This is a genomic window from Ensifer adhaerens, assembly GCF_020035535.1.
In the GTDB taxonomy this organism is placed as follows: Bacteria; Pseudomonadota; Alphaproteobacteria; order Rhizobiales; family Rhizobiaceae; genus Ensifer.
This window is the reverse complement of sequence record NZ_CP083349.1, coordinates 482,930-502,971: the sequence shown is the minus strand read 5'-3', so window position 1 is coordinate 502,971 and position 20,042 is coordinate 482,930. Positions and strand designations below refer to the sequence as shown.

Annotated in this window: 17 protein-coding genes; 4 read left to right on the top strand and 13 right to left on the bottom strand. The window is 64.0% G+C overall.

Annotated features, from left to right (window positions below; genetic code table 11):
* Nucleotides 1–234: 234 nt before the first annotated feature.
* Nucleotides 235–2,043: a DNA mismatch repair endonuclease MutL gene (gene mutL / locus LAC81_RS02410; protein WP_223726579.1), complete on the top strand. Its 1,809-nt coding sequence runs from the start codon at nt 235–237 to the stop codon at nt 2,041–2,043.
* Nucleotides 2,044–2,132: 89 nt separating this feature from the next.
* Nucleotides 2,133–2,366 (top strand): DUF2093 domain-containing protein, encoded by a 234-nt coding sequence (locus LAC81_RS02405; protein ID WP_113536291.1) that lies wholly within the window; start codon nt 2,133–2,135, stop codon nt 2,364–2,366.
* A gap of 39 nt (nt 2,367–2,405) precedes the next feature.
* Here LAC81_RS02405 and lpxK read toward each other — a convergent pair whose 3' ends face one another.
* The 6 genes from lpxK to LAC81_RS02375 all read right to left on the bottom strand — a co-directional run bounded on the left by lpxK (nt 2,406) and on the right by LAC81_RS02375 (nt 8,391).
* Complete coding sequence (lpxK, locus tag LAC81_RS02400; RefSeq protein ID WP_223727878.1) at nt 2,406–3,446, bottom strand: tetraacyldisaccharide 4'-kinase; 1,041 nt, start codon at nt 3,444–3,446, stop codon at nt 2,406–2,408.
* A 200-nt stretch (nt 3,447–3,646) separates the two neighbouring features.
* The gene (locus tag LAC81_RS02395; RefSeq protein ID WP_223726578.1) at nt 3,647–4,351 is read right to left on the bottom strand and encodes an HAD family hydrolase; all 705 of its coding nucleotides are present in this window, start codon (nt 4,349–4,351) and stop codon (nt 3,647–3,649) included.
* Nucleotides 4,352–4,376: 25 nt separating this feature from the next.
* Nucleotides 4,377–5,690, bottom strand: a complete 1,314-nt coding sequence (gene waaA / locus LAC81_RS02390) for a lipid IV(A) 3-deoxy-D-manno-octulosonic acid transferase (RefSeq protein ID WP_113536294.1) — start codon at nt 5,688–5,690, stop codon at nt 4,377–4,379.
* 91 nt (nt 5,691–5,781) lie between these two features.
* Nucleotides 5,782–6,018, bottom strand: coding sequence for a DUF4170 domain-containing protein (locus LAC81_RS02385; RefSeq protein ID WP_223726577.1), 237 nt, complete (start codon nt 6,016–6,018; stop codon nt 5,782–5,784).
* Between the two features lie 59 nt (nt 6,019–6,077).
* Nucleotides 6,078–6,893 carry a 3'(2'),5'-bisphosphate nucleotidase CysQ gene (locus LAC81_RS02380; RefSeq protein ID WP_223726576.1) on the bottom strand — a complete coding sequence of 272 codons (816 nt, stop codon included), beginning with the start codon at nt 6,891–6,893 and terminating at the stop codon, nt 6,078–6,080.
* Nucleotides 6,894–7,044: 151 nt separating this feature from the next.
* Nucleotides 7,045–8,391 (bottom strand): TldD/PmbA family protein, encoded by a 1,347-nt coding sequence (locus LAC81_RS02375; RefSeq protein ID WP_223727877.1) that lies wholly within the window; start codon nt 8,389–8,391, stop codon nt 7,045–7,047.
* 148 nt (nt 8,392–8,539) lie between these two features.
* Between LAC81_RS02375 and LAC81_RS02370 the strand changes: the two genes are divergently transcribed.
* Entirely contained in the window at nt 8,540–10,375 is a 1,836-nt protein-coding gene (locus LAC81_RS02370; protein WP_223726575.1) for a monovalent cation:proton antiporter-2 (CPA2) family protein, read from the top strand.
* Between the two features lie 42 nt (nt 10,376–10,417).
* Here LAC81_RS02370 and LAC81_RS02365 read toward each other — a convergent pair whose 3' ends face one another.
* From LAC81_RS02365 to LAC81_RS02355, 3 genes are all read right to left on the bottom strand, one after another.
* Nucleotides 10,418–11,299, bottom strand: coding sequence for a patatin-like phospholipase family protein (locus tag LAC81_RS02365; protein WP_223726574.1), 882 nt, complete (start codon nt 11,297–11,299; stop codon nt 10,418–10,420).
* Between the two features lie 145 nt (nt 11,300–11,444).
* A complete protein-coding gene (rsmD, locus tag LAC81_RS02360; protein WP_223726573.1) occupies nt 11,445–12,005 on the bottom strand; it encodes a 16S rRNA (guanine(966)-N(2))-methyltransferase RsmD in 561 nt (186 codons plus the stop codon).
* 6 nt (nt 12,006–12,011) lie between these two features.
* Nucleotides 12,012–14,081 (bottom strand): pseudouridine synthase, encoded by a 2,070-nt coding sequence (locus LAC81_RS02355; protein WP_223726572.1) that lies wholly within the window; start codon nt 14,079–14,081, stop codon nt 12,012–12,014.
* A 73-nt stretch (nt 14,082–14,154) separates the two neighbouring features.
* Between LAC81_RS02355 and LAC81_RS02350 the strand changes: the two genes are divergently transcribed.
* On the top strand, nt 14,155–14,604 hold the full coding sequence (locus LAC81_RS02350; protein WP_223726571.1) for a nucleoside deaminase: 450 nt from the start codon (nt 14,155–14,157) through the stop codon (nt 14,602–14,604).
* Between the two features lie 51 nt (nt 14,605–14,655).
* On the opposite strand, the gene LAC81_RS02345 is transcribed toward LAC81_RS02350, so the two are convergent.
* From LAC81_RS02345 to LAC81_RS02330, 4 genes are all read right to left on the bottom strand, one after another.
* The gene (locus LAC81_RS02345; RefSeq protein ID WP_223726570.1) at nt 14,656–15,135 is read right to left on the bottom strand and encodes a GNAT family N-acetyltransferase; all 480 of its coding nucleotides are present in this window, start codon (nt 15,133–15,135) and stop codon (nt 14,656–14,658) included.
* Nucleotides 15,136–15,149: 14 nt separating this feature from the next.
* Complete coding sequence (locus LAC81_RS02340) at nt 15,150–15,770, bottom strand: hypothetical protein (RefSeq protein ID WP_223726569.1); 621 nt, start codon at nt 15,768–15,770, stop codon at nt 15,150–15,152.
* A gap of 127 nt (nt 15,771–15,897) precedes the next feature.
* Nucleotides 15,898–18,807 carry an isoleucine--tRNA ligase gene (gene ileS / locus LAC81_RS02335; protein WP_223726568.1) on the bottom strand — a complete coding sequence of 970 codons (2,910 nt, stop codon included), beginning with the start codon at nt 18,805–18,807 and terminating at the stop codon, nt 15,898–15,900.
* Nucleotides 18,808–19,051: 244 nt separating this feature from the next.
* Nucleotides 19,052–20,038 carry a bifunctional riboflavin kinase/FAD synthetase gene (locus LAC81_RS02330; RefSeq protein WP_223726567.1) on the bottom strand — a complete coding sequence of 329 codons (987 nt, stop codon included), beginning with the start codon at nt 20,036–20,038 and terminating at the stop codon, nt 19,052–19,054.
* Nucleotides 20,039–20,042: the final 4 nt, after the last annotated feature.

The window sequence follows — 20,042 nt, the reverse complement described above, 5'->3', positions numbered from 1 at the left end:
AAGGCCTTGGCAGGCGTCTCTTCGAGCGGAGGGAGTACGACGTCCAGCAACGCCGCAATGCTCAAAAGACAAAACCCGTGATCATTCAGGTTGTTGTGGAAAATCGCAGCAGAGTGTTAAGGGGCAATTAAACCCCCCGCTCATTTTTCCGGATCGACGACCGCCTGGATTTGAGGCCGGGGACGAGACGTCATTGCCCCTTTCGTTTCCCGAGCGAATCCGGGAAAATGGGACATGGCCATCAAGCAGCTTTCAGAAACCCTCATCAACCAGATCGCCGCCGGCGAAGTCATCGAACGCCCCGCCAGCGCCGCCAAGGAGCTGATCGAGAACGCACTCGACGCCGGCGCCACACGCATCGAAATCGCAACCGCCGGCGGCGGTAAGACGCTGCTGCGGGTGACCGACAACGGCTCGGGCATGACGCCCAACGATCTCGAACTGGCCGTCCGCAGACACTGCACGTCGAAGCTCGACGACAGCCTGTTCGACATCCGCACGCTCGGCTTCCGTGGCGAGGCGCTGCCTTCGATCGGTTCGGTCGCCCGCCTCTCGATCACGACGCGCACGGCCGGCGCAAGCGAAGGTGCCGTCATAGCCGTCACTGGCGGCAAGACCGATCCAGTGCGCCCATCGCCCGCCAATACCGGCACGGTCGTCGAGGTACGCGACCTCTTCTTCGCAACACCAGCGCGGCTGAAATTCATGAAGACCGAGAAGGCCGAAGCGGCTGCGATCTCCGAGATCGTGCGCCGTATGGCGATCGCCTTTCCGGCGGTCCGTTTCGTGCTGTCCGGTAGCGACCGCTCTACGCTCGAATTTCCCGCGACCGGCGACGACCGCCTGGCGCGCATGGCCCAGGTGCTCGGCAAGGATTTCCGCGACAATGCGATCGAGATCGATGCCGAGCGCGAAGATGTCGGGCTCACCGGCTTTGCCGGCGTGCCGACCTACAATCGCGGCAACTCGCTGCAGCAGTACGTCTTCGTCAATGGCCGCCCGGTACAGGACAAGCTGTTGTTGTCGGCGATCCGGGCCGCCTATTCCGAAACGATCCCGAGTGGCCGCTATCCGGTCGCCGTGCTATCAATCACGCTCGACCCGGCGCTGGTCGACGTCAACGTTCATCCGGCGAAATCCGATGTGCGTTTCCGCGATCCTGGCCTCATTCGCGGGCTGATCATCGGCGCGATCCGCGAGGCACTGACGCGCGACGGCGATCGCGCGGCGACCACCGGGGCACGCGGCATGATGCAGGCCTTCCGCTCCGGATCCTATCGCCCGCAGCCCTGGACACCCGAGACGTCCCCTTCCCGCCCGGCGCAATTCGACGCCATCCTGCGCGGCCTCAACGAAACGCCACAGGCAAGCTTCGCCGCCTTTGCGGCGCCGTCGGCACGCACGGCCGTCCCGATCGAGCGCGAGGCAGCGGTATCGCAGCCGGAGGCACCGGCGCCGCAATCCTTCCCGCTCGGCGCGGTGCGGGCGCAGCTCCATGAAAACTACATCGTCGCCCAGACGAATGACGGCCTCGTCATCGTGGACCAGCATGCCGCCCATGAACGGCTGGTGTTCGAGGCGATGCGAACGGCGCTGCATTCTCGCCCCGTCGCCGCGCAGTCGCTGCTGATCCCGGAGATCGTCGACCTGCCGGAAGACGACTGCGACCGGCTGATGGCGCATGCGGCGGAGTTCACCCGCCTCGGCCTTGCCATCGAGCGCTTCGGACCGGGTGCGATTGCCGTGCGCGAGACACCGGCGATGCTCGGCGAGATGGATGCCGTCGGCCTTGTGCGCCAGCTGGCCGACGAGCTTGCCGAATGGGACACGGCAAACGGCCTCACGAGCCGGCTCGAATATCTTGCAGCGACGATGGCCTGCCATGGATCGGTCCGCTCCGGCCGGCGCATGCGCACCGAAGAAATGAACGCGCTTTTGCGGCAGATGGAGGCAACGCCCGGCTCGGGCCAATGCAACCACGGGCGGCCGACCTATATCGAGCTCAAGCTTTCCGATATTGAGCGGCTGTTCGGCCGAAGCTGATCTGGCGCGGCCGCGAAATGCGGCTGGCAATTTGCCTGATGGCGAGCTAGACCAGAGAACAGACCACAGGGATGTTACAGGCTACGAACATGATGAACCGGTTTGAAGGAAGCACGTCGCGCGAAGCGAAGATCCGCTACCTGGATGGCGACTTTCAGATCATTCTCGCCGGCTCGCATGTGATCTGCGCGATGACCGGCAAGACCATTCCCGTCGACGAGTTGCGCTACTGGAGCGTCGCCCGGCAGGAGGCCTATGTCGATGCGGAAGCCTCGCTCGAGGCGGAAAAGCGCGCCGGCGCACTGCCGAACCAGCGCCGCTAAGGCGACACCCGCAGGTCTCACCCCAGAACTGCCAAGCCCTTACTTGCCTGCGCCTTCGCGCAGCTTGCGGGCGCGCGCTGCGGCAAGCGCAGTCTCGATGATTTTTGACGGTGCCATCGGATCATCGAACCGCACGTCGATCTCGATCACCCGGCTCGCCGCGGCCAACTCAGCGGCCCGACCATGGCCAGGCTCGAGCCGAACCATGTCCTTGGCGGTAGTAACCAGCGTGCAACCCAGAGCCGTGGCACGATCGAGCAGGTCGGCGATTTCGTCGTCGGAGAAATGATGGTGATCCGGAAAACTGCGGGTTTCCTCGACCACGGCACCGGTCTCACGCACCGTACGGTAGAACTTCTCGGGATCGGCGATCCCGGCCCAGGCCAGCACCTTAACGCCATCTAGCGATCCGTCGTCGTGTCTGACGACATCGGCCTCGTAGATCTGCTTGCCGGCGCGGGCAGCGCGGCGGATCAGAGCATCGGCCTCTGTGCCGCCGCCGATCTTCAGCAGCGCCGTGGCGTGGCGAAGCTGGTTGGGCAGCGGCGCGCGCACCGGACCTGCGGGCACCAGATAGCCGTTGCCGATGCCGCGGCGCGAGTCGATCACCAGAAGCGCAAAGTCGAAGGCGAGCCGCGCGCTCTGGAAGCCGTCATCCATAATGATGATATCGACGCCTTCCTTCACCAGCCGGCGGGCGCCATCAACACGGCGGCGACAGACGACGGTGAGCGCCTCACGCGCCAGAAGCAGCGGCTCGTCGCCGACGTCGCGGGCGCGATGATGTTCCGGATCGACGACAGTCGTTACGTCGAGCGAGCCGCCGTAGCCGCGGCTCAGGAACCCGGGCTTCAGGCCCTTCTGACGAATGACACGGGCGAGCGCAATCGCGGTCGGCGTCTTGCCGGCACCGCCGACTGTGAAGTTGCCGATGCAGATGACCGGTACGGGAACCGAGGCGCGTTGGGCGCGGTCCATGCGCATGCCGGCAATCCGCCCATATAGCCATGAGAACGGCCACAGTGCACGAGCCCGCCAATCCGCCTTGGTCCACCAGAATGGCGGCGCTTCCGATACCATCTTCGTTCCGTAGTCCCCAGCCGGTGTCGTCCTGCCGTTCCGGAAGGACACGTGTCTTTCCTGCCGTCAAAGCCGGCGGATCGCCCAAAAAACGTCAGAATGTGAAAAAACGCAAGCTATGGATACGATCGCAGCGGTCTGAGCCGAACCCAGGATGATCTGCCACGGACAACCGCGTCACGCTTTCGCTTGGCTTTCGGCTAGAGGACGGCCTCAAGTTCGGTAATGTCGGCGAGGCAATGATCCGAGGCCGCGGCGAGCGACTGGCGCGAACCGGTCCCGGTCAGCACCGCGACCGTCATGCCGACGCCGGCACTGCGGCCCATGTGCATGTCGTGATTGTTGTCGCCAACGACGACCACCTGATGCGGTTCCAGGCCCGTCGCCGCACAAAAGCCGAGCACCATGCCCGGTTCCGGCTTGACGCCGTAGCCGCTGTCATAGCCCGCCACATAATGGAGATAACCGTCGAAGCCGAAGCGCTTCGCGGTTTCGCGGATCGATTTTTCGTTGTCGCTGGAGGCGACCCCGAGGAGATAGCCTTTGGCATGCAGGCCGGCGAAGAAGGTGCCGAGATCGGTGACCGGCACCGCATATTCCGCCGAGCGTGCGAACAGACCGTCCAGCAGGGCCGTCAGTTCGGCCACGGTGAAGGGCGCACCCGCGTCAACGAAACCGGTCGCAATCTCGACCGTGTTGCCGGCAGCAAGCAGGCTGTCGGGCAGCACATGCCCGGTATCGGCATCCATGCCCCCCGCTTTCAGCAGCGTGCGGGCCAACGCCTCATCGTCCCTTGCCGCAATCCGTGCCAGCTCATAGTTCACCGGCACCCAGCTCTTTGCGTAGTCGAGCAGGGTTCCATCCTTGTCGAACAGGATACCGGCGATGGCTTTGGATGCGGTCATGATGAGGGATCGTCTCCTGCTTCTGTCAGTTGTCGGTCGGCGGGTTGAGACGCGCCTTGACGATGAGCGGATTGATGTAGGGCTCTAGCCCCTTCATCGTCGCCGACAGAGCACCACGCATCTCTTGCACGGTTTCAAGGCCGGCATCGATCATCGAGCGACGCATATCGTCGTTGGCGAGCAGATAGTTGACGCCCTTGGCCAGCATCTCGACGTCGCGCACGATCTTGGCGCTGCCGTTCTTCGCGAGCGTCTGATAGGTCTCACGAAAATTCTGGACATTGCCGCCCGACAGGATCGCGCAACCGAGCATCGCCGGTTCCAGCGGGTTCTGTCCACCTTCGGCAAAAAGCGAGCGGCCGACAAAGGCGACTTCGGTCAGGCGAAGATAGAGGCCCATTTCGCCGATGGTGTCGCCGAGGAAGATATCGACATCCGGCGTCAACGGATCGCGCCGGGTGCGGCGCGCAACCTTCAGGCCCTTGGCCGTGAGCGCCGCCTCGATCGCATCGCTGCGCTCGGGATGGCGCGGGACGATGATCGTCAGCAGGCCGGTTCGTTCCTTCAATGCACGATGCACGACGCCGGCGGCGTTTTCCTCGCCGTCAAAAGTCGAGATCGCCGCCCAGGTCTTGCGCGTGCCGATCTGCTGGCCGTACTCGCGGAGCGCCTGCGGATCATGCGGAGGGGCATCCGTATCGACCTTCAGGTTGCCGGAGACCATGACCGGCAGCGCGCCAAGCGTGCGGAAGCGCTCCGCATCGACATCGGACTGGGCTATGACGAGCGCCAGGTTCTCGAACAGCGCATCGGCCAGTCCCGGCCGTCGCTTCCAGCGTGCGAAGGTGCGATCCGACAGGCGGCCATTTACCAGAACCTGGGGAATATGGCGCCGGCCGAGCTCCAGGATCGTCATCGGCCAGATTTCGGACTCGGCGATGATTGCGAGATCCGGCTCCCAATAGTTCAGGAAGCGGCTGACCGCCGGCTTGAAATCAAGCGGCACGTATTGGTGGATGACGCCCGTGCCCAGGCGCTGGGCGACGACACGGGCCGAGGTGGTCGTTCCGGTCGTCAGCACAACGTTGATGCCACGCCGGCGGATTTCCTTGATCAACGGGATGACCGCATTGGTCTCGCCGACGCTCGCCGCGTGAAACCAGACGAGCGGGCCCTGCGGCCGCGGTGCGCTGGCATGGCCGTAGCGCTCTCGACGGCGCGCCGGATCCTCCTTGCCCTTCGCCGCGCGAATGGCAAGGTAGGACCAAACCAGGGGATAAATGGCCGAGCCGATCCAGCGATAGCTGGAGAGCGCCAGGCGCGCGCGAAAGCTGCTCATGACGAGACACCTTCCCCAGCCGTCTCAGCGGCGAGAAACTTAGGGGCGACTGGCATGCGGGTACGCGCCGCGCATCCCGACCTCATCGGCATCAGCCGTTTTCCGGATCGAGCAGACGGTGCATGTGGACGATGAAATAGCGCATGTGCGCGTTATCGACGGTCATCTGCGCCTTGGATTTCCAGGCAACAAGAGCGCTTTCGTAGTCCGGGTAGATGCCGACGATATCGAGCTTGTCCAGGTCGCGGAAATGGACGTCCGTCAGCGTGGTGAGTTCACCGCCAAAGACGAGGTGCAGAAGTTGTTTCTTCTCAGATTCGTGAGCCATCGGAATTCCATTTTTCTTTTTGGGTATGGGCGTTGATTTGAGGCATTCAGCCCCAAAGGTCAATGGGGCTCCATCGACCGCGATGCGGCGATCAGACCTGGCAAGAGCGGCTTCGCCGCCGCGCAGAGAACCCCGTGAACGACAGTCGGGCGGTTGTAGGACAGGGGCCGATCGTCGAGATCGACAAGTGCGCCATTGGCCCGGGCGAGAATGAGATCCGCCGCAGCCAGATCCCAATCATGGGAATTCTTCTTCACCAAGGTGCCGTCGATCCGCCCATCGGCCACCATGGCCAGCCTATAGGCAAGCGAGGGCACATGCGGCACGCGCGTGACGGTGTTGCGATACACGGCCGGTAGCTTGCCGACCGTATCTTCGGCGGCGGCCAGATGCAGCGTTTCCCCGGGCTTTGCTTCACGCACTGAGATCACGGCGCCGTTTTTCAATGCGCTACCGCCGGCGACCGCCTCAAAGAGTTCGTCGAGCGCTGGAGCGTAGAGGACGCCTGCGACGGGCTGACCCCGGTGGACGACGGCAACGCTGACACACCAAAGCTCCTTGCCGGCGATGAAGGCACGAGTGCCGTCGATCGGATCGACGACGAAGACCGTTTCTCGGGTCAGGCGGCTGGAGTCGTCGTCGGTCTCTTCCGACAGCCAGCCGTAATCGGGCTTCGCGGCAAGCAGCCGCGTCTTCAGCACATCGTTGGCCGCCAGGTCCGCTTCGCTGACCGGCGAGCGGCCCTCGTTCTTCCAGCGCACATCGGGAGCCTTGCGAAAATAGCCGAGTGCCGTTTCGCCGGCGATGACCGCAGCGGCGCGGATCAGCGCGAGATCCGGCTTCCAGTCTGCGCCCGTTGGTGCTGTGTCAGACATTCAAAACCCCGTCAGCCCGCCTCTCCTATAACACGTGGGCGGGATCGGCGCAGGTCGCTGCGCCTCTCTTCCTTCGGCCTTCAGATCAGTTCACCGAAACGGTGAGCTGATCCAGCCATTTGAAATGACTCAACCCCAGACGGGGATTGCTCTAGAGACCAGCGAGCGTCATGCCCTCGATGGCGAGCGTCGGCGCCGCGACACCGAACTTGCGATCGATGTCGTCGGCCGGTGTCAGCGCCATGAACATGTCCTTGAGATTGGACGCAATCGTGACTTCGGAGACGGCAAAGGTGAGTTCACCGTTCTCGATCCAGAATCCCGAGGCGCCGCGGCTGTATTCGCCGGTCACCATGTTGACCCCCTGACCGATCAGCTCGGTGACGTAGAAGCCGTTACCAACACCGCGGATCAGATCCTCTCGCGAGATGGAACCCGGCTCGAGTGCCAGATTGGTCGAGGCCGGATTGACCGTCGGGCCGCCGCGCACGCCGCGGCCGTTGGTCTGAAGGCCGAGCTCGGCGGCCGCGGATGTCGACAGGAACCAGTGGTTCAGCACCCCATCCTCGACCATCGCGAGCTTCGAACCGCTGACGCCTTCGCCGTCGAAGGGACGCGAGGAGGAACCGCGCACGATCAGCGGATCATCGGTCACGGACAGGCCGGCCTTCATCACCTGCTTGCCCATCCGGTCACGCAGGAAACTCGTCTTGCGGGCAACGGCCGCACCGTTGATCGCACCGGCCAGATGGCCGACGAAACCGCGGGCCATGCGCGGATCGAAGACGACGGTAACGTTCTTGGCCGTCGACACCTGGCGCGGATTGAGGCGCGCCACAGCACGCTCGCCGGCAAGGCGACCAATCTCCTCGGCAGGTCTGAGATCGCCGACATAGAGGCGACTGTCGTAGTCGTAGTCACGCTCCATCTTCGTGCCCTCGCCGGCAATCGCGCTGACGGAGCAGCCGAAGCGTGTCGCCATGTGGGAGCCGGAGAAGCCATGCGAGGTGACGAGCACCAGACCGCCCATGCCGGCCGAGGCGCCGGCGCCGCTGGAATTGGTCACGCCGGCGACGGCAAGGGCTGCCTCTTCGGCGGCAAGGGCGGCTTCCGTCAGCGATTCCGTGGAAACCTCGGTCGGATCGAAAAGATCGAGATCCGGATAGGACTTTGCCAGCCGATCCGCATCTGCGAGCGAGGCAAAGGGATCTTCCGGCGAGGCCTTGGCCATGGCGACGGCGCGTTCGGCAAGCAGCTTCAGATCGAAGCCCGGATTGGCCGAAACACTGGCGACGCGCCGCCCGACGAAAACGCGAAGCGAGAAATCGTCACTTTCAGAGGCCTCCGTCGCTTCGACCTTGCCGAGGCGTACGGAGACGGAGCGGGAGCGCCCGCGCACCACCACGGCATCGGCCGCATCGGCGCCAGCCTTTCGGGCGAGGTCCACGAGTTCGGAGGCGCGTTTTTCGAGGTCGGCAGAATCGATCGTGTCGGACATGATGTAGCCTTTCATTCCTGCCCCATTTATTGTGCAGTGACGCAGGCATCAAGGGCATCGGCCTGATTCCCGCCCCGTACACCGCAAATGAACACTCTCCAAAGCTTCCTCGTCGGGGGCTGGGTGCCCAATAGTGAAAGCCGCAGGCATGGCAACGACACCGATCATCTATTCTCAAGCACTGATGCTGCTTGGCGGCGCAGTGGTGGCCGCACCAATCTTCAAGCGGCTCGGCCTCGGCACGATTCTCGGCTATCTCTCCGCCGGCGTGCTCATCGGTCCGGTCGCTCAAAGCATCACCGAGGGCGAGCAAATCCTGCACGTCTCGGAACTCGGCGTCGTGTTCCTGTTGTTCATCATCGGCCTCGAACTCAAACCGTCGCGCCTCTGGCAGATGCGGCGCGATATATTCGGTCTCGGCACCGCACAGGTGGTACTGACCGGCATCGTGCTCTCTTCTCTCATCTATGCCCTCGGGCTAATCGGACAAGGCGGCAGCATCATCGCCGGCTTCGGCCTCGCCCTCTCGTCGACCGCCTTTGCCATGCAGATTCTCGACGAAGGCAACGATCGCAATACGCGCTACGGGCAACGATCCTTCTCCATTCTCCTGTTGCAGGATCTGGCGATCGTGCCGTTGCTGGCGCTGATCCCGCTCCTGGCGGCTCAGAAGCCCGAGGATACGACGACGCCACTCGAGGATTTCGCGGTCGCCACCACGGCGATCGTCGTCCTCTTTGCGGCCGGGCGCTACCTCGTGAACCCTCTGTTCCAAATCATCGGTCGTACGGGCGCCCGCGACGTCATGATCGCCGCAGCCCTGCTCGTCGTCATGGGCGCCGCGACCATGATGCAGCTCGCGGGCCTCTCCATGGCCATGGGCGCCTTCCTCGCCGGCGTGCTCCTGGCGGAATCCTCGTATCGCCATGAGCTTGAAGCGGACATCGAGCCGTTCCGCGGTATCCTGCAGGCGCTGTTCTTCATGGCCGTCGGCCTGTCGCTGGAACTCGGCGTCATTGTCGAGCGATACCAGCTGATCATCGTTGCCGTGCCGCTCCTGATGGCGCTGAAGAGCCTGGTGCTCTACTGGATCTGCCGGCTCACCGGATCGCAGCACAACGACGCGGTGCGCATCAGCCTGCTTCTGCCACAGGGCGGCGAATTCGGGTTCGTCCTGTTCACGGCGGCAGCCGCCGCTGGCGTCTTCTCCGACGGAGACGCCTCGCTGCTGGTCGCAATCGTGACGCTGTCGATGGCACTGACGCCGCTCGCCTCGATGCTGGCACCTAAGCTGATGCGCGAACAGGACGAGCTGGACGAGGAGATCGACGAAGATTTCGAAGGCGCGGGCGCCGACGTGTTGATGATCGGCTTTTCCCGCTTCGGCCAGATTGCCGCGCAGATCCTGCTCGCCGGGGGCCGCGACGTGACCATAATCGACCATTCCGCCGCCCGCGTGCGCCAGGCCGCGACCTTCGGTTTCCGCATCTATTTCGGCGACGGCAACCGGCTCGACGTGTTGCGCGCCGCCGGCATCGAGCGGGCAAAGATCGTCGCCGTCTGCACGCAGAAGAAGGAAACGACCGACCACATCGTCGACCTCGTGCAATCGGAATATCCGAACGCCCGTATTTTCGCCCGTTCCTACGACCGCCTGCATACGCTCGAGCTGCGCGCCAAGGGGGTCGATTACGAGTTGCGCGAGACCTTCGAGTCCGGCCTGCTCTTCGGCCGCAAGTCGCTGGAGGCGTTGGGGGTCGGTGACGACGACGCAATCGCGATCATGGACGATATCCGCAAGCGCGACGAGGCACGCCTCGTGCTGCAGGAGGCGGAAGGCATCACCGCCGGTCGCGACATGCTGCATTCAAGGCCAGTGCGTCCGGAACCGCTGGTCAAGCCGAAGCGCGAGGTCGATCACTCCCAGGAAACGGGCGAAAGGATCCTGCCGGGACTTCCTGTGGACGAGCGCGAGAACGCATAGCCTCGCTTGCACCGACCGTGCGGGCCTGTCAGTCGTCGAGGCTTACTTGAGCCTCGGCGCCCGCATTCGTTCGTCGAGTGCCCGTTTCAGCTGGTCCTTGATCGCCACTGTTCCGCTCAGCACGTCCTTGGCCCGCAGGAAATCCATCACCCGGTAGCGACCGACATCGGGACGCAACAGGATATCGGGAGCGCCTTCCTTCAGCTTCATCGCGATGATCGACTGCATCATCAACTGGCTCGCGCCGAAAAGACTGTCGATGCGGCTCGGGATCGTCTTGCCATCGCCATCCGGACCGCCAACGACATCGACAGCGATGACGATATCCGCGAGCCCGCGCAGGTGATCGAAGGGGATCGGATTGTAGATGCCGCCATCGATCATCACCCGCCCGCTTATCTTCACCGGGATGAAAATCGCAGGCAGGGCGGCCGAGGCCGCGAGCGCCTGCCACAGGTCACCCTTTTCACAGATGTGTTCGGTTTGGCCATAGTAGTCCGTGGCAACCACTTTGAGCGGAATGCCGAGATCCGAGAACTTCGGCGGAATAGCCTCCGGCAGAAAGGCCCTGAGGACACGCTCGACATTGAATTGCCCGAAGCGAAAGCCGTTCGCCATGGCTTCGGAAAGGCTCGACGGCCGCAGCTGCCAGAGCCGATTGAGGACCTCTCGGCGATGGCCGACGGTCGAAAGCGTGTGCGCCTTGATCTCTTCGCCACGCATGCCGGCCGCCATGCCGGCGCCCATGATCGCGCCGATGGAAGAACCGGCGATCGCCACCGGGCGAATGCCCAGTTCGTCCAACGCCTCGATGACGTGAATGTGCGCGAGCCCGCGTGCGCCACCGCCACCGAGCGCCAGCGCCACGGTCGGTTGGCTGGAGGCCTGCACCGCCCCGTTCGTCATCGAAAGATCCTGCTTCATCGGCATGTCCTCCGCTTCGGCATAGTTCCTCAAATCGGCATCGGTTTAAGGACAAATTCTGCAGAAGATCGCCTTCAGGCGCGGGATAAGGAAACCTGCATGGTCGGCGACAGCCTATCGTCGCAAGGAAATCGAAAATATGACGTCAGGCACCGCGGAACCGATAGAAATGCATGCGCGTGTCACCGAAGACCCGGACGTCGAGACTTTCGAACACGGCGGTCGGGGCCGGCTGAACGTCCGCCCGCTCTTCGAGGATCACCAGTGCATCGGGAACGAGCCAGTTGCCGACAGCAGCCGATTCCAATGCCTTCTCGCCGAGACCCCTTGCATAGGGCGGATCGGCGAAGACGAGATGGAACGGCTCCATCGTTCCGACGCCGCCGAGGCTGGTGGCGTCACGGCGGAAGACCTTGGCCCGTCCCTGCAGGCCGAGCGTCTCGATGTTCGTCTGCAGTAGTCCCCTGCCCTCGACGCTCTGCTCAACGAAGAGTGCCTGCCGGCACCCGCGTGAGAGGGCCTCGAAGCCGACGGCGCCGGTGCCTGCAAAAAGGTCGAGCACTCGGGTGCCGTCGAGTGCCTCCGGATAGGAATGGCTCAGGATGTTGAACAGGCTTTCACGCGTCCGGTCCGTGGTCGGACGGATATCGCTGGACTTGGGGGTCGCCAGGCTGCGACCCCGAAACTCTCCACCGACGATACGCACCGCCGCTTAGTGTCCTCTGCCGCGCGGCTTACCGCCGCCGGCCGGACGTCCGCCGCCACCGGGGCGTCCGCCGCCGGGTTTACCACCGCCAGGCTTGCCACCGCGCGGACCACCAGACCGTTCGCCAAAGGATTTTCCGCCGGATGGCTTGCCACCGAAGGACTTGCCGCGAGGCTTGTCGCCAAACGGACGGTCACCGCCCTCACGGCGTGGCGGACGATCGCCGAACGGACGTTCGCCGCCTTCGCGACGCTGCGGACGATCACCGTCGGCGCGTGGTGCTCTCGGCTTGTCGGAATAGCTGCGCGGGCCACCTTCGGCGCGCGCAGGCCGATCGCCGCGTGGGCGGTCACCACCTTCGCGACGCTGAGGACGATCGCCGTCGGCGCGCGGGAACCGTGGCTTGTCCGAGTAGCTGCGCTGTCCGCCTTCAGAACGGGCCGGACGGTCACCGCCTTCGCGGCGCGCAGGACGGTCACCGTGATCGCGCGACCTGCGGTCGCCCGCATCGCCCGCCTTGCGCCGGCCGAAACCGCCGTCACGGCCCTCGTCCTTGCCGCGACGGGCAGGCTCGCTGGCGCTGATCCATTCGCCCTCTTCGTCCCGACGCTTGACCGGCGCGGCCGAAGCCGGGCGATCAAAGTCCCTGGGCGAACCGCCCTTGCGGTCCGGGTCGAACTTGCCTGTCGTCTTGGTTGCGAAGCCGTCCTTGCTACGGCCATAGCGCTTGGTCTTCGGCGCGCCGTCCGGACGCTCGCGACGGGCGGGCTTCTCGATGGCATCGCCCTCGGCGGATTTCGGCTTCTTTTCGGCCAGCGGGCGGGCGCCCGGTGCCATCCAGACATTGGCGGTGCGGGCGCGCTGTGCCGGCGCGCGCTTCGGCCGATCCTCAAACTTGGCGTCGCGGTCTTCGCGCGGGCCACCCTTGCCGCGAGGGCCTTCCTTGCGGCCGCCATCGCGACGATCGTCGCGGCGGGTGTCGAGCCGCGACAGAGCACGCTCGCGCTTGTCCTCGGGCTTTTCCCAGCGGTTGGCACGTTCAGGCCGGCGCGTCTCGCCGGCATCATCGTCCGCCCCATCGCCGGCAACGGTTGCCGCCTGATCATTGTAAAGCGGTGCGTCGAAGTTTGCCTTGGCGTCCTCGATCAGGCGCGGCCCAAGCTGATCGCGCAGCGTGCGGCCGCGGATTTCCTGGACATGTCCTTCCGGCAGTTCGCCGAGCTGGAACGGTCCGTAGGAAATGCGGATCAGACGGTTCACGTCCAGACCAAGCGCGCCGAGCACGTTCTTGATTTCGCGGTTCTTGCCTTCGCGAAGCCCCATCGTGATCCAGACGTTCGAGCCCTGGACGCGGTCGAGCGTCGCCTCGATCGCGCCATAGAGCACGCCGTCGACGGCGATGCCGTCCTTCAGCTTGTCAAGCGCTTCCTGATCGATCTCGCCATGGGCGCGCACGCGGTAGCGGCGCAGCCAGCCAGTGGAGGGCAACTCGAGCACGCGCGCAAGACCACCGTCGTTGGTCAGAAGCAGCAGGCCCTCGGTGTTGATGTCGAGGCGGCCGATGGAAAGAACGCGCGGCAATTCGTCAGGCAGGTTCTCGAATACGGTCGCGCGGCCCTCGGGATCGGCATTGGTGGTCACCAGGCCGGCCGGCTTGTGATAGAGCCAGAGGCGCGTGCGCTCGATACCGCGGATCGGCTGGCCATCGACCTCGATCGCATCGGCAAGCGTGGCGTTGACCACCGGGGTGTCGAGGATGACGCCGTTGAGCTTGACGCGACCTTCCATGATCATGCGCTCGACATCGCGACGCGAGGCGACGCCGGCGCGCGCCAGGATCTTGGAGATGCGCTGCGGCTCGTCGGCACCTGGAGCAGCCGCGCTCGGGCGCTCCTTTGCCGGGCGCGAAGCGCCAGCCTTGGGGCCGGAAGCCTTCGATCCGAAGGATTTGGGGCCGCCAGCCTTTGAACCGGCAGCCTTTTTCGGCGCGCCAGCCTTGTTTTCGGCGAAATGCGGTTTCTTGTCCCGGCCGGCGAACTTGCCGCCAGGCCGTGTGGGCTTGTCTTTGGATGTCATTTGTGTTGCCTGCCTTTTGCGGCTGTCCTATCAGGTCGCGGCCCGTGGGTTAAGAGAAATTATTGTTTGAGCGATGGCTGAGACGACACGCTTCATGGATGCGGCCCTCGAGGAGGCCAGGAGAGCGGCAGAACGCGGCGAAGTGCCGATCGGCGCCGTGGTCGTTTTCGATGGCCAGATCATCGCCCGCGCCGGCAATCGCACCCGCGAACTCAACGACGTGACCGCACATGCCGAGATCGTCGCCATCCGCGAGGCGTCCGCTGTCCTTGGGGATGAACGGCTGACGGGTGCCGATCTCTACGTCACCCTCGAACCCTGCACCATGTGCGCGGCGGCGATTTCATTCGCCCGCATCCGCCGCCTCTACTATGGTGCGGATGATCCGAAGGGCGGCGGTGTGGACAGCGGTGTGCGCTTCTTCGGTTCGCCAACCTGCCATCACGTGCCGGACGTCTATTCGGGCCTCGCCGAGCGGGAGGCCGCCGACATCCTCAGGGGCTTCTTCACCGGGAAGCGGTGATACAAGTCCTCGCGTCAACGAGATCCCGTTTCAGACGCTTTTGAGATTGCCTCAGTCGGCAGCGAAGTTTTCGAGGGCCACACCGGCGAGCCGGTAGCGCGTCCATTCGGACATCGGTTCTGCACCGACCGATTCGTAGACCCGGATCGCAGGCTCGTTCCAGTCGAGCACGCTCCATTCGAAGCGACCGCAGCCTTCCTCGACGGCAATCTTCGCGAGATGCTTCAGCAGCATCTTGCCGGCACCGGAGCCGCGGCAATCGGGCGTGACGTAGAGGTCTTCAAGGTAGAGACCCTTGCGCGCCTGCCAGGTCGAATAGTTGTAGAACCACATGGCGAAGCCCGCGGGCTTGCCGTCCTTCTCGCAGATCACGGCGCGAGTTATCGCGCCCGGACCGAAGAGCGAGGCCTGCAACATCTCGACCGTCGCCTCGACGGCGTCGGGCTCCTTCTCGTAGACGGCAAGTTCTGTAATGAAGCGCAGGATGGTTTCCGCGTCTTCCGGGCGAGCGTTGCGAATGTTGATTGTCATGGCTTATGCGCAGCTTAGAAGGGCCAATACCACTTGGAGCCGGTGTTCTTGATCTGCGCCTCCTTCTTGCGGCGGCGCTCCTTGTCCTTCTCCGGTTCACCGAAATCGGTCTCGGTCCCCTCCGGCAGACGGCGGTAGTCGAGCGGCGGATCGCTCAGGAAGCGGCGCTTGTCGGAATAGGCGCCCATCTCGATCTTGCGGGCCGCCCGATAGGCTTCCTGCTGCTCCTTGGCCGAGAGCCGGCGGCCGTTGGCGCTGGCCTTGGCGAGCGGGGAAACGTAGTTCGGGTTGTTCTTGTTCGCGTCGGCCTCTTCACGCAGACGGCTGCGAACCTCTTCCGGAGACTCGACCCATTCCGGGTTCGACTCGCGGTTGGCAAGCGACTTCTGTGGTTCGACGAGCGCCGTCTGCTGCGCCGACGGCGGCAGAACGAGACCTGGGCGCGGCTGATACTTGACCGGATCACGCTTCGGCGGGCCGAAGCTTGCGACGCTGCCGAGGTCGTCCATGAGCTGTTCGCCGGCCGTCTTGTCCGTGCCGTAGGTCGGGCCGCCGATGCAGCCCGAAAGCACCAGGCCGCTCGTCAGAATAGCGGCCACGCTGGCAAACACTCGCAACTCTCGCGTCATTTCCATGAGATTCCTTCCAGCCGGCCACCGGTCAGCGCGGCCACTCAAGCGCCCATGGCGGAGAAATCCGCCAAATTTCGGGCAGGTTTTACCGGATGAACGCAACGAGTGCAATTCATCCGGTAACAATGCGTTAAGCCTTGAAACCAAGTTCGCGCAAGGCAACGGCATCACGAGCCGACACGTCGGGGTAGACAGAGTCGGAACCGACATCCGTCGTGATCCGCCAGGAACGGGCGCATTTCTGGCCTTCGGCGAGCTTCGGCACGACGCTCACCTTGGCCACGTCGGCAAGGCGAAACGCATCCGCAGGACCTTCCGTGGCTTCGATCACGATGCCCGAGGTGATGCAGATCTCGGCGAAGTCCTGACCTTCCAGCGCCTTCAGGAGCTCCGGATCGGCGACATGGACAACCGGTGCCGCTTCCAGCGACGAGCCGATACGCTTGTCCTTGCGTTCGATCTCGAGCGCGCCGGTGACGACCGTGCGGACCGCACGGATCTTGTCCCACTTGGCTTCGAGAGCATCGTTCTTCCATTCCGCAGGGATCGCCGGGAACTGTTCGAGATGCACCGAGACCGCATCGGGCTTGCGCGACAGCCAGGCTTCTTCAGCGGTGAAGGGCAGCATCGGCGCCAGCCACAGCACGAGGCAATCGAAGAGCTTGCGGATGACGGCGAGTGCTGCACGGCGGCGCAGGCTCGACGGCGCGTCGCAGTAGAGCGCGTCCTTGCGAACGTCGAAGTAGAAGGCCGAGAGCTCGACGTTCGAGAAATCGATCAACGCACGGGCGATCTTCTTGAAGTCGAACGCATCGTAACCCTCGCGTACGAGCTGATCGAGCTCGGCAAGGCGATGCAGCATCAGCTTTTCGAGTTCCGGCATCTCGGCGTAGGCGATCTCCTCGCCCTTGTCGTGGGCGAGCGTGCCGAGCATCCAGCGGACGGTGTTGCGCAGCTTGCGATAGGCGTCGATGTTGGTCTGGATGATCGTCTTGCCGAGGCGTTGATCTTCCCAATAGTCCGTCGTCATCACCCACAGGCGCAGGATGTCGGCGCCGGCATCCTTCATCACCTCCTGCGGGGTGACGGTGTTGCCCTTGGACTTCGACATCTTCTCGCCCTTCTCATCCATGGTGAAGCCATGGGTGACAACGGCGTTGTAGGGCGCGCGGCCGCGCGTGGCGCAAGCCTCGAGCAGCGAGGAATGGAACCAGCCGCGATGCTGGTCCGAGCCTTCGAGGTAGACGTCGGCCGGCCACTTCAGGTCCGGACGGTCCTCAAGCGTGAAGGTGTGTGTCGAACCGCTATCGAACCACACGTCGAGAATGTCCATGACCTGGTGCCACTTGGCATGGTCGTGGCCGGTGCCGAGGAAACGCTCCTTGGCGCCTTCGGCGAACCAGGCGTCGGCGCCTTCCTTTTCGAAGGCTTCAAGGATGCGCTCGTTGACGGCCTCGTCGATGAGGATCTCGCCCTGGTCATCGGCGAAGATGGCGATCGGCACGCCCCAGGCACGCTGGCGCGAGAGAACCCAGTCCGGACGGCCCTCGATCATCGCGCGCAGGCGGTTCTGGCCGGCGCCGGGAACGAAGCGGGTGTCGTCGATTGCCGAGAGCGCGCGCGAACGCAACGTCGTGCCGTCGCCGAAGGCCTTGTCCATGTAGACGAACCATTGCGGCGTGTTGCGGAAGATCACCGGCTTCTTCGAGCGCCAGGAGTGCGGGTAGGAGTGCTTCAGGCGGCCGCGGGCAAACAGCGCATGACGGGCGATCAGCGCCTTGATGACGCGATCGTTGGCGTCGCCCTTCTTGCCCTTGTCGTCGAGGACGCGGCCGGCGCCACCTTCAGCGTCCGGGCCGAAGCCGTGGGCGTCGGCGGTGAAGTAGCCGGCATCGTCGACGGTGAACGGAATTGCCGACGAGATGCCACGGGCCTCAAGCGCACGCGCATTGTCCATCCAGGCATCAAAGTCCTCGCGGCCGTGGCTGGGTGCGGTGTGCACAAAGCCTGTGCCTGCATCGTCGGTGACATGGTCGCCGTCGAGCAACGGCACCTTGAAGGCATAACCGCCGCCGAGACCGTGCAGCGGATGGGCGCAGGTAACGGCCGCCAGTTCGGAACCTTCGATGTCGCGGACGAAATTGAAGGTGAGTTTGGCCTTGGCCGCAGACTCGTCCGCCAGACGCTTGGCGAAGATCAGCTTCTCGCCCGGCTGCGGACCGAAGTCGTTCTCGGCAGTAGCAACCTCGTAGAGGCCGTAGGCATAGCGCGAAGAGAAGGCGATGGCGCGGTTGCCGGGGATGGTCCAGGGCGTGGTCGTCCAGATCACGACGAAGGTGCCGGCGAGATCATCAGGACCTTCGGTGACCGGGAACTTCACCCAGATCATGTCGCTCTCGACGTCGGCATATTCGACTTCGGCCTCGGCAAGCGCGGTGCGCTCGACGACAGACCACATGACCGGCTTCGAGCCGCGGTAGAGCTGCCCGAGCTTGGCGATCTTCATCAGTTCGCCGGCGATACGCGCTTCGGCGTGGAAATTCATCGTCGTGTAGGGATTGTCGAAGTCACCCTCGATGCCGAGACGCTTGAATTCTTCCGCCTGGATCTGGATCCAGCCGGCGGCAAAGTCACGGCATTCCCTGCGGAACTCGTTGACCGGAACCTCGTCCTTGTTCTGCCCCTTCTCGCGGTACTTCTCCTCGATCTTCCATTCGATCGGAAGACCGTGGCAGTCCCAGCCGGGCACATAGTTGGCGTCGAAACCGCGCATCTGGAACGAGCGGTTGACGACGTCCTTGAGGATCTTGTTCAGCGCATGGCCGATATGGATGTTGCCGTTGGCATAGGGCGGGCCGTCATGCAGCACGAACTTGTCGCGGCCGGCGGCCGAGGCACGCAGCTTCTTGTAGAGGCCCATCTTCTGCCAGCGGGCCACCGTTTCCGGCTCCTTCTGCGGCAGGCCAGCGCGCATCGGAAACTCCGTCTGCGGCAGATAGAGGGTCGAGGAGTAGTCGATCTTTTCAGCGGTGTCGGTCATGGTTTTTGCAATCGCTTCTTCGCGCGAAGGTTCGCGCATACGAAATGGGCTCGGTATCGAGAGATGACTGGGGCGTCGGAAACGCCGAAATCCCGGACCTTCCGGCTGACTAAAGCGCGCGGAAGGCCGGGCCAATAATTCGCTGATCGATGATCAATCGACGGTGCCGGGTCATGGTGGCCGGTTGTTTAAGGCGTTTTCGGCCTTTTGAAAAGGTCCGCCGCCGCAGCAACGCCGAAATCTTTTATCGGTCGAAGTTGAGCTTGCGGTCGATATCACCCAGCGGCGACACGCCGGAGATCAGCGCCCGCGCCTCGGCCTCATCCTGACGGATCTGCGCCACAAGCGGATCGAGCCCGTCGAACTTCAGCTCGTCGCGCAGATGACCGAAGAAGGTGACGGTACAGATCTCGCCATAGAGATCGCCGGAGAAGTCGAAAACGAAGGTTTCGAGCAAGGGCTCGCCGTCGTTATCGACCGTCGGGCGGCGTCCGAAGCTTGCTACACCGTCGTAGAGCGAGCCGTCGGCCCGGCGGAAGCGCACGGCGTAGATGCCGGGCCTGAGTTCCACCTCGGGTGCGAGCCTCATGTTGGCGGTGGGAAAGCCGAGTTCGCGACCAAGCTTCTTGCCGCCGATGACTTCCGCTTCGACGAGGTAGTGGTAGCCGAGCATGCCCGCCGCCTGCGAGACATCGCCTTCGCCGAGCAACGAGCGGACGTAGCTCGAAGAGATAACCGACGCATTCTCGTCGCGGAACGCATCGACGAGCGTCACACCGAAGCCATTATCGCCACCGGCGGCCATCAGGAAGGCCGGGCCACCTTCGCGACCTTTGCCGAAGTGGAAATCGAAGCCGGTCACCACATGCGAGGCATGCAACCATTCGAGCAGGATGCGGTGGATGAAGTCGCTCGCGGAAAGCTGCGAGAAAGTGCGATCGAACGGATACTCGATGACGGCACCGAAGCCCATGCCCTCGAGGATCCGCGCCTTCAATGGCGCCGGCGTCAACCGGAAGACCGGCGTGTCGGGACGAAAGACGGTGCGCGGATGCGGCTCGAAGGTGAGGACAAGCGCCGGCACGCCGCGCGCCTTCGCCTCTTCCAGCGCCCGATTGAGCACCGACTGGTGGCCGCGGTGCACGCCGTCGAAGTTACCGATCGCGACGACGCCGCCGCGTAAGTGCTCCGGAAGCGGGTCACGGGTCTCGTTGCGATGAAAAACCGTCATCTCC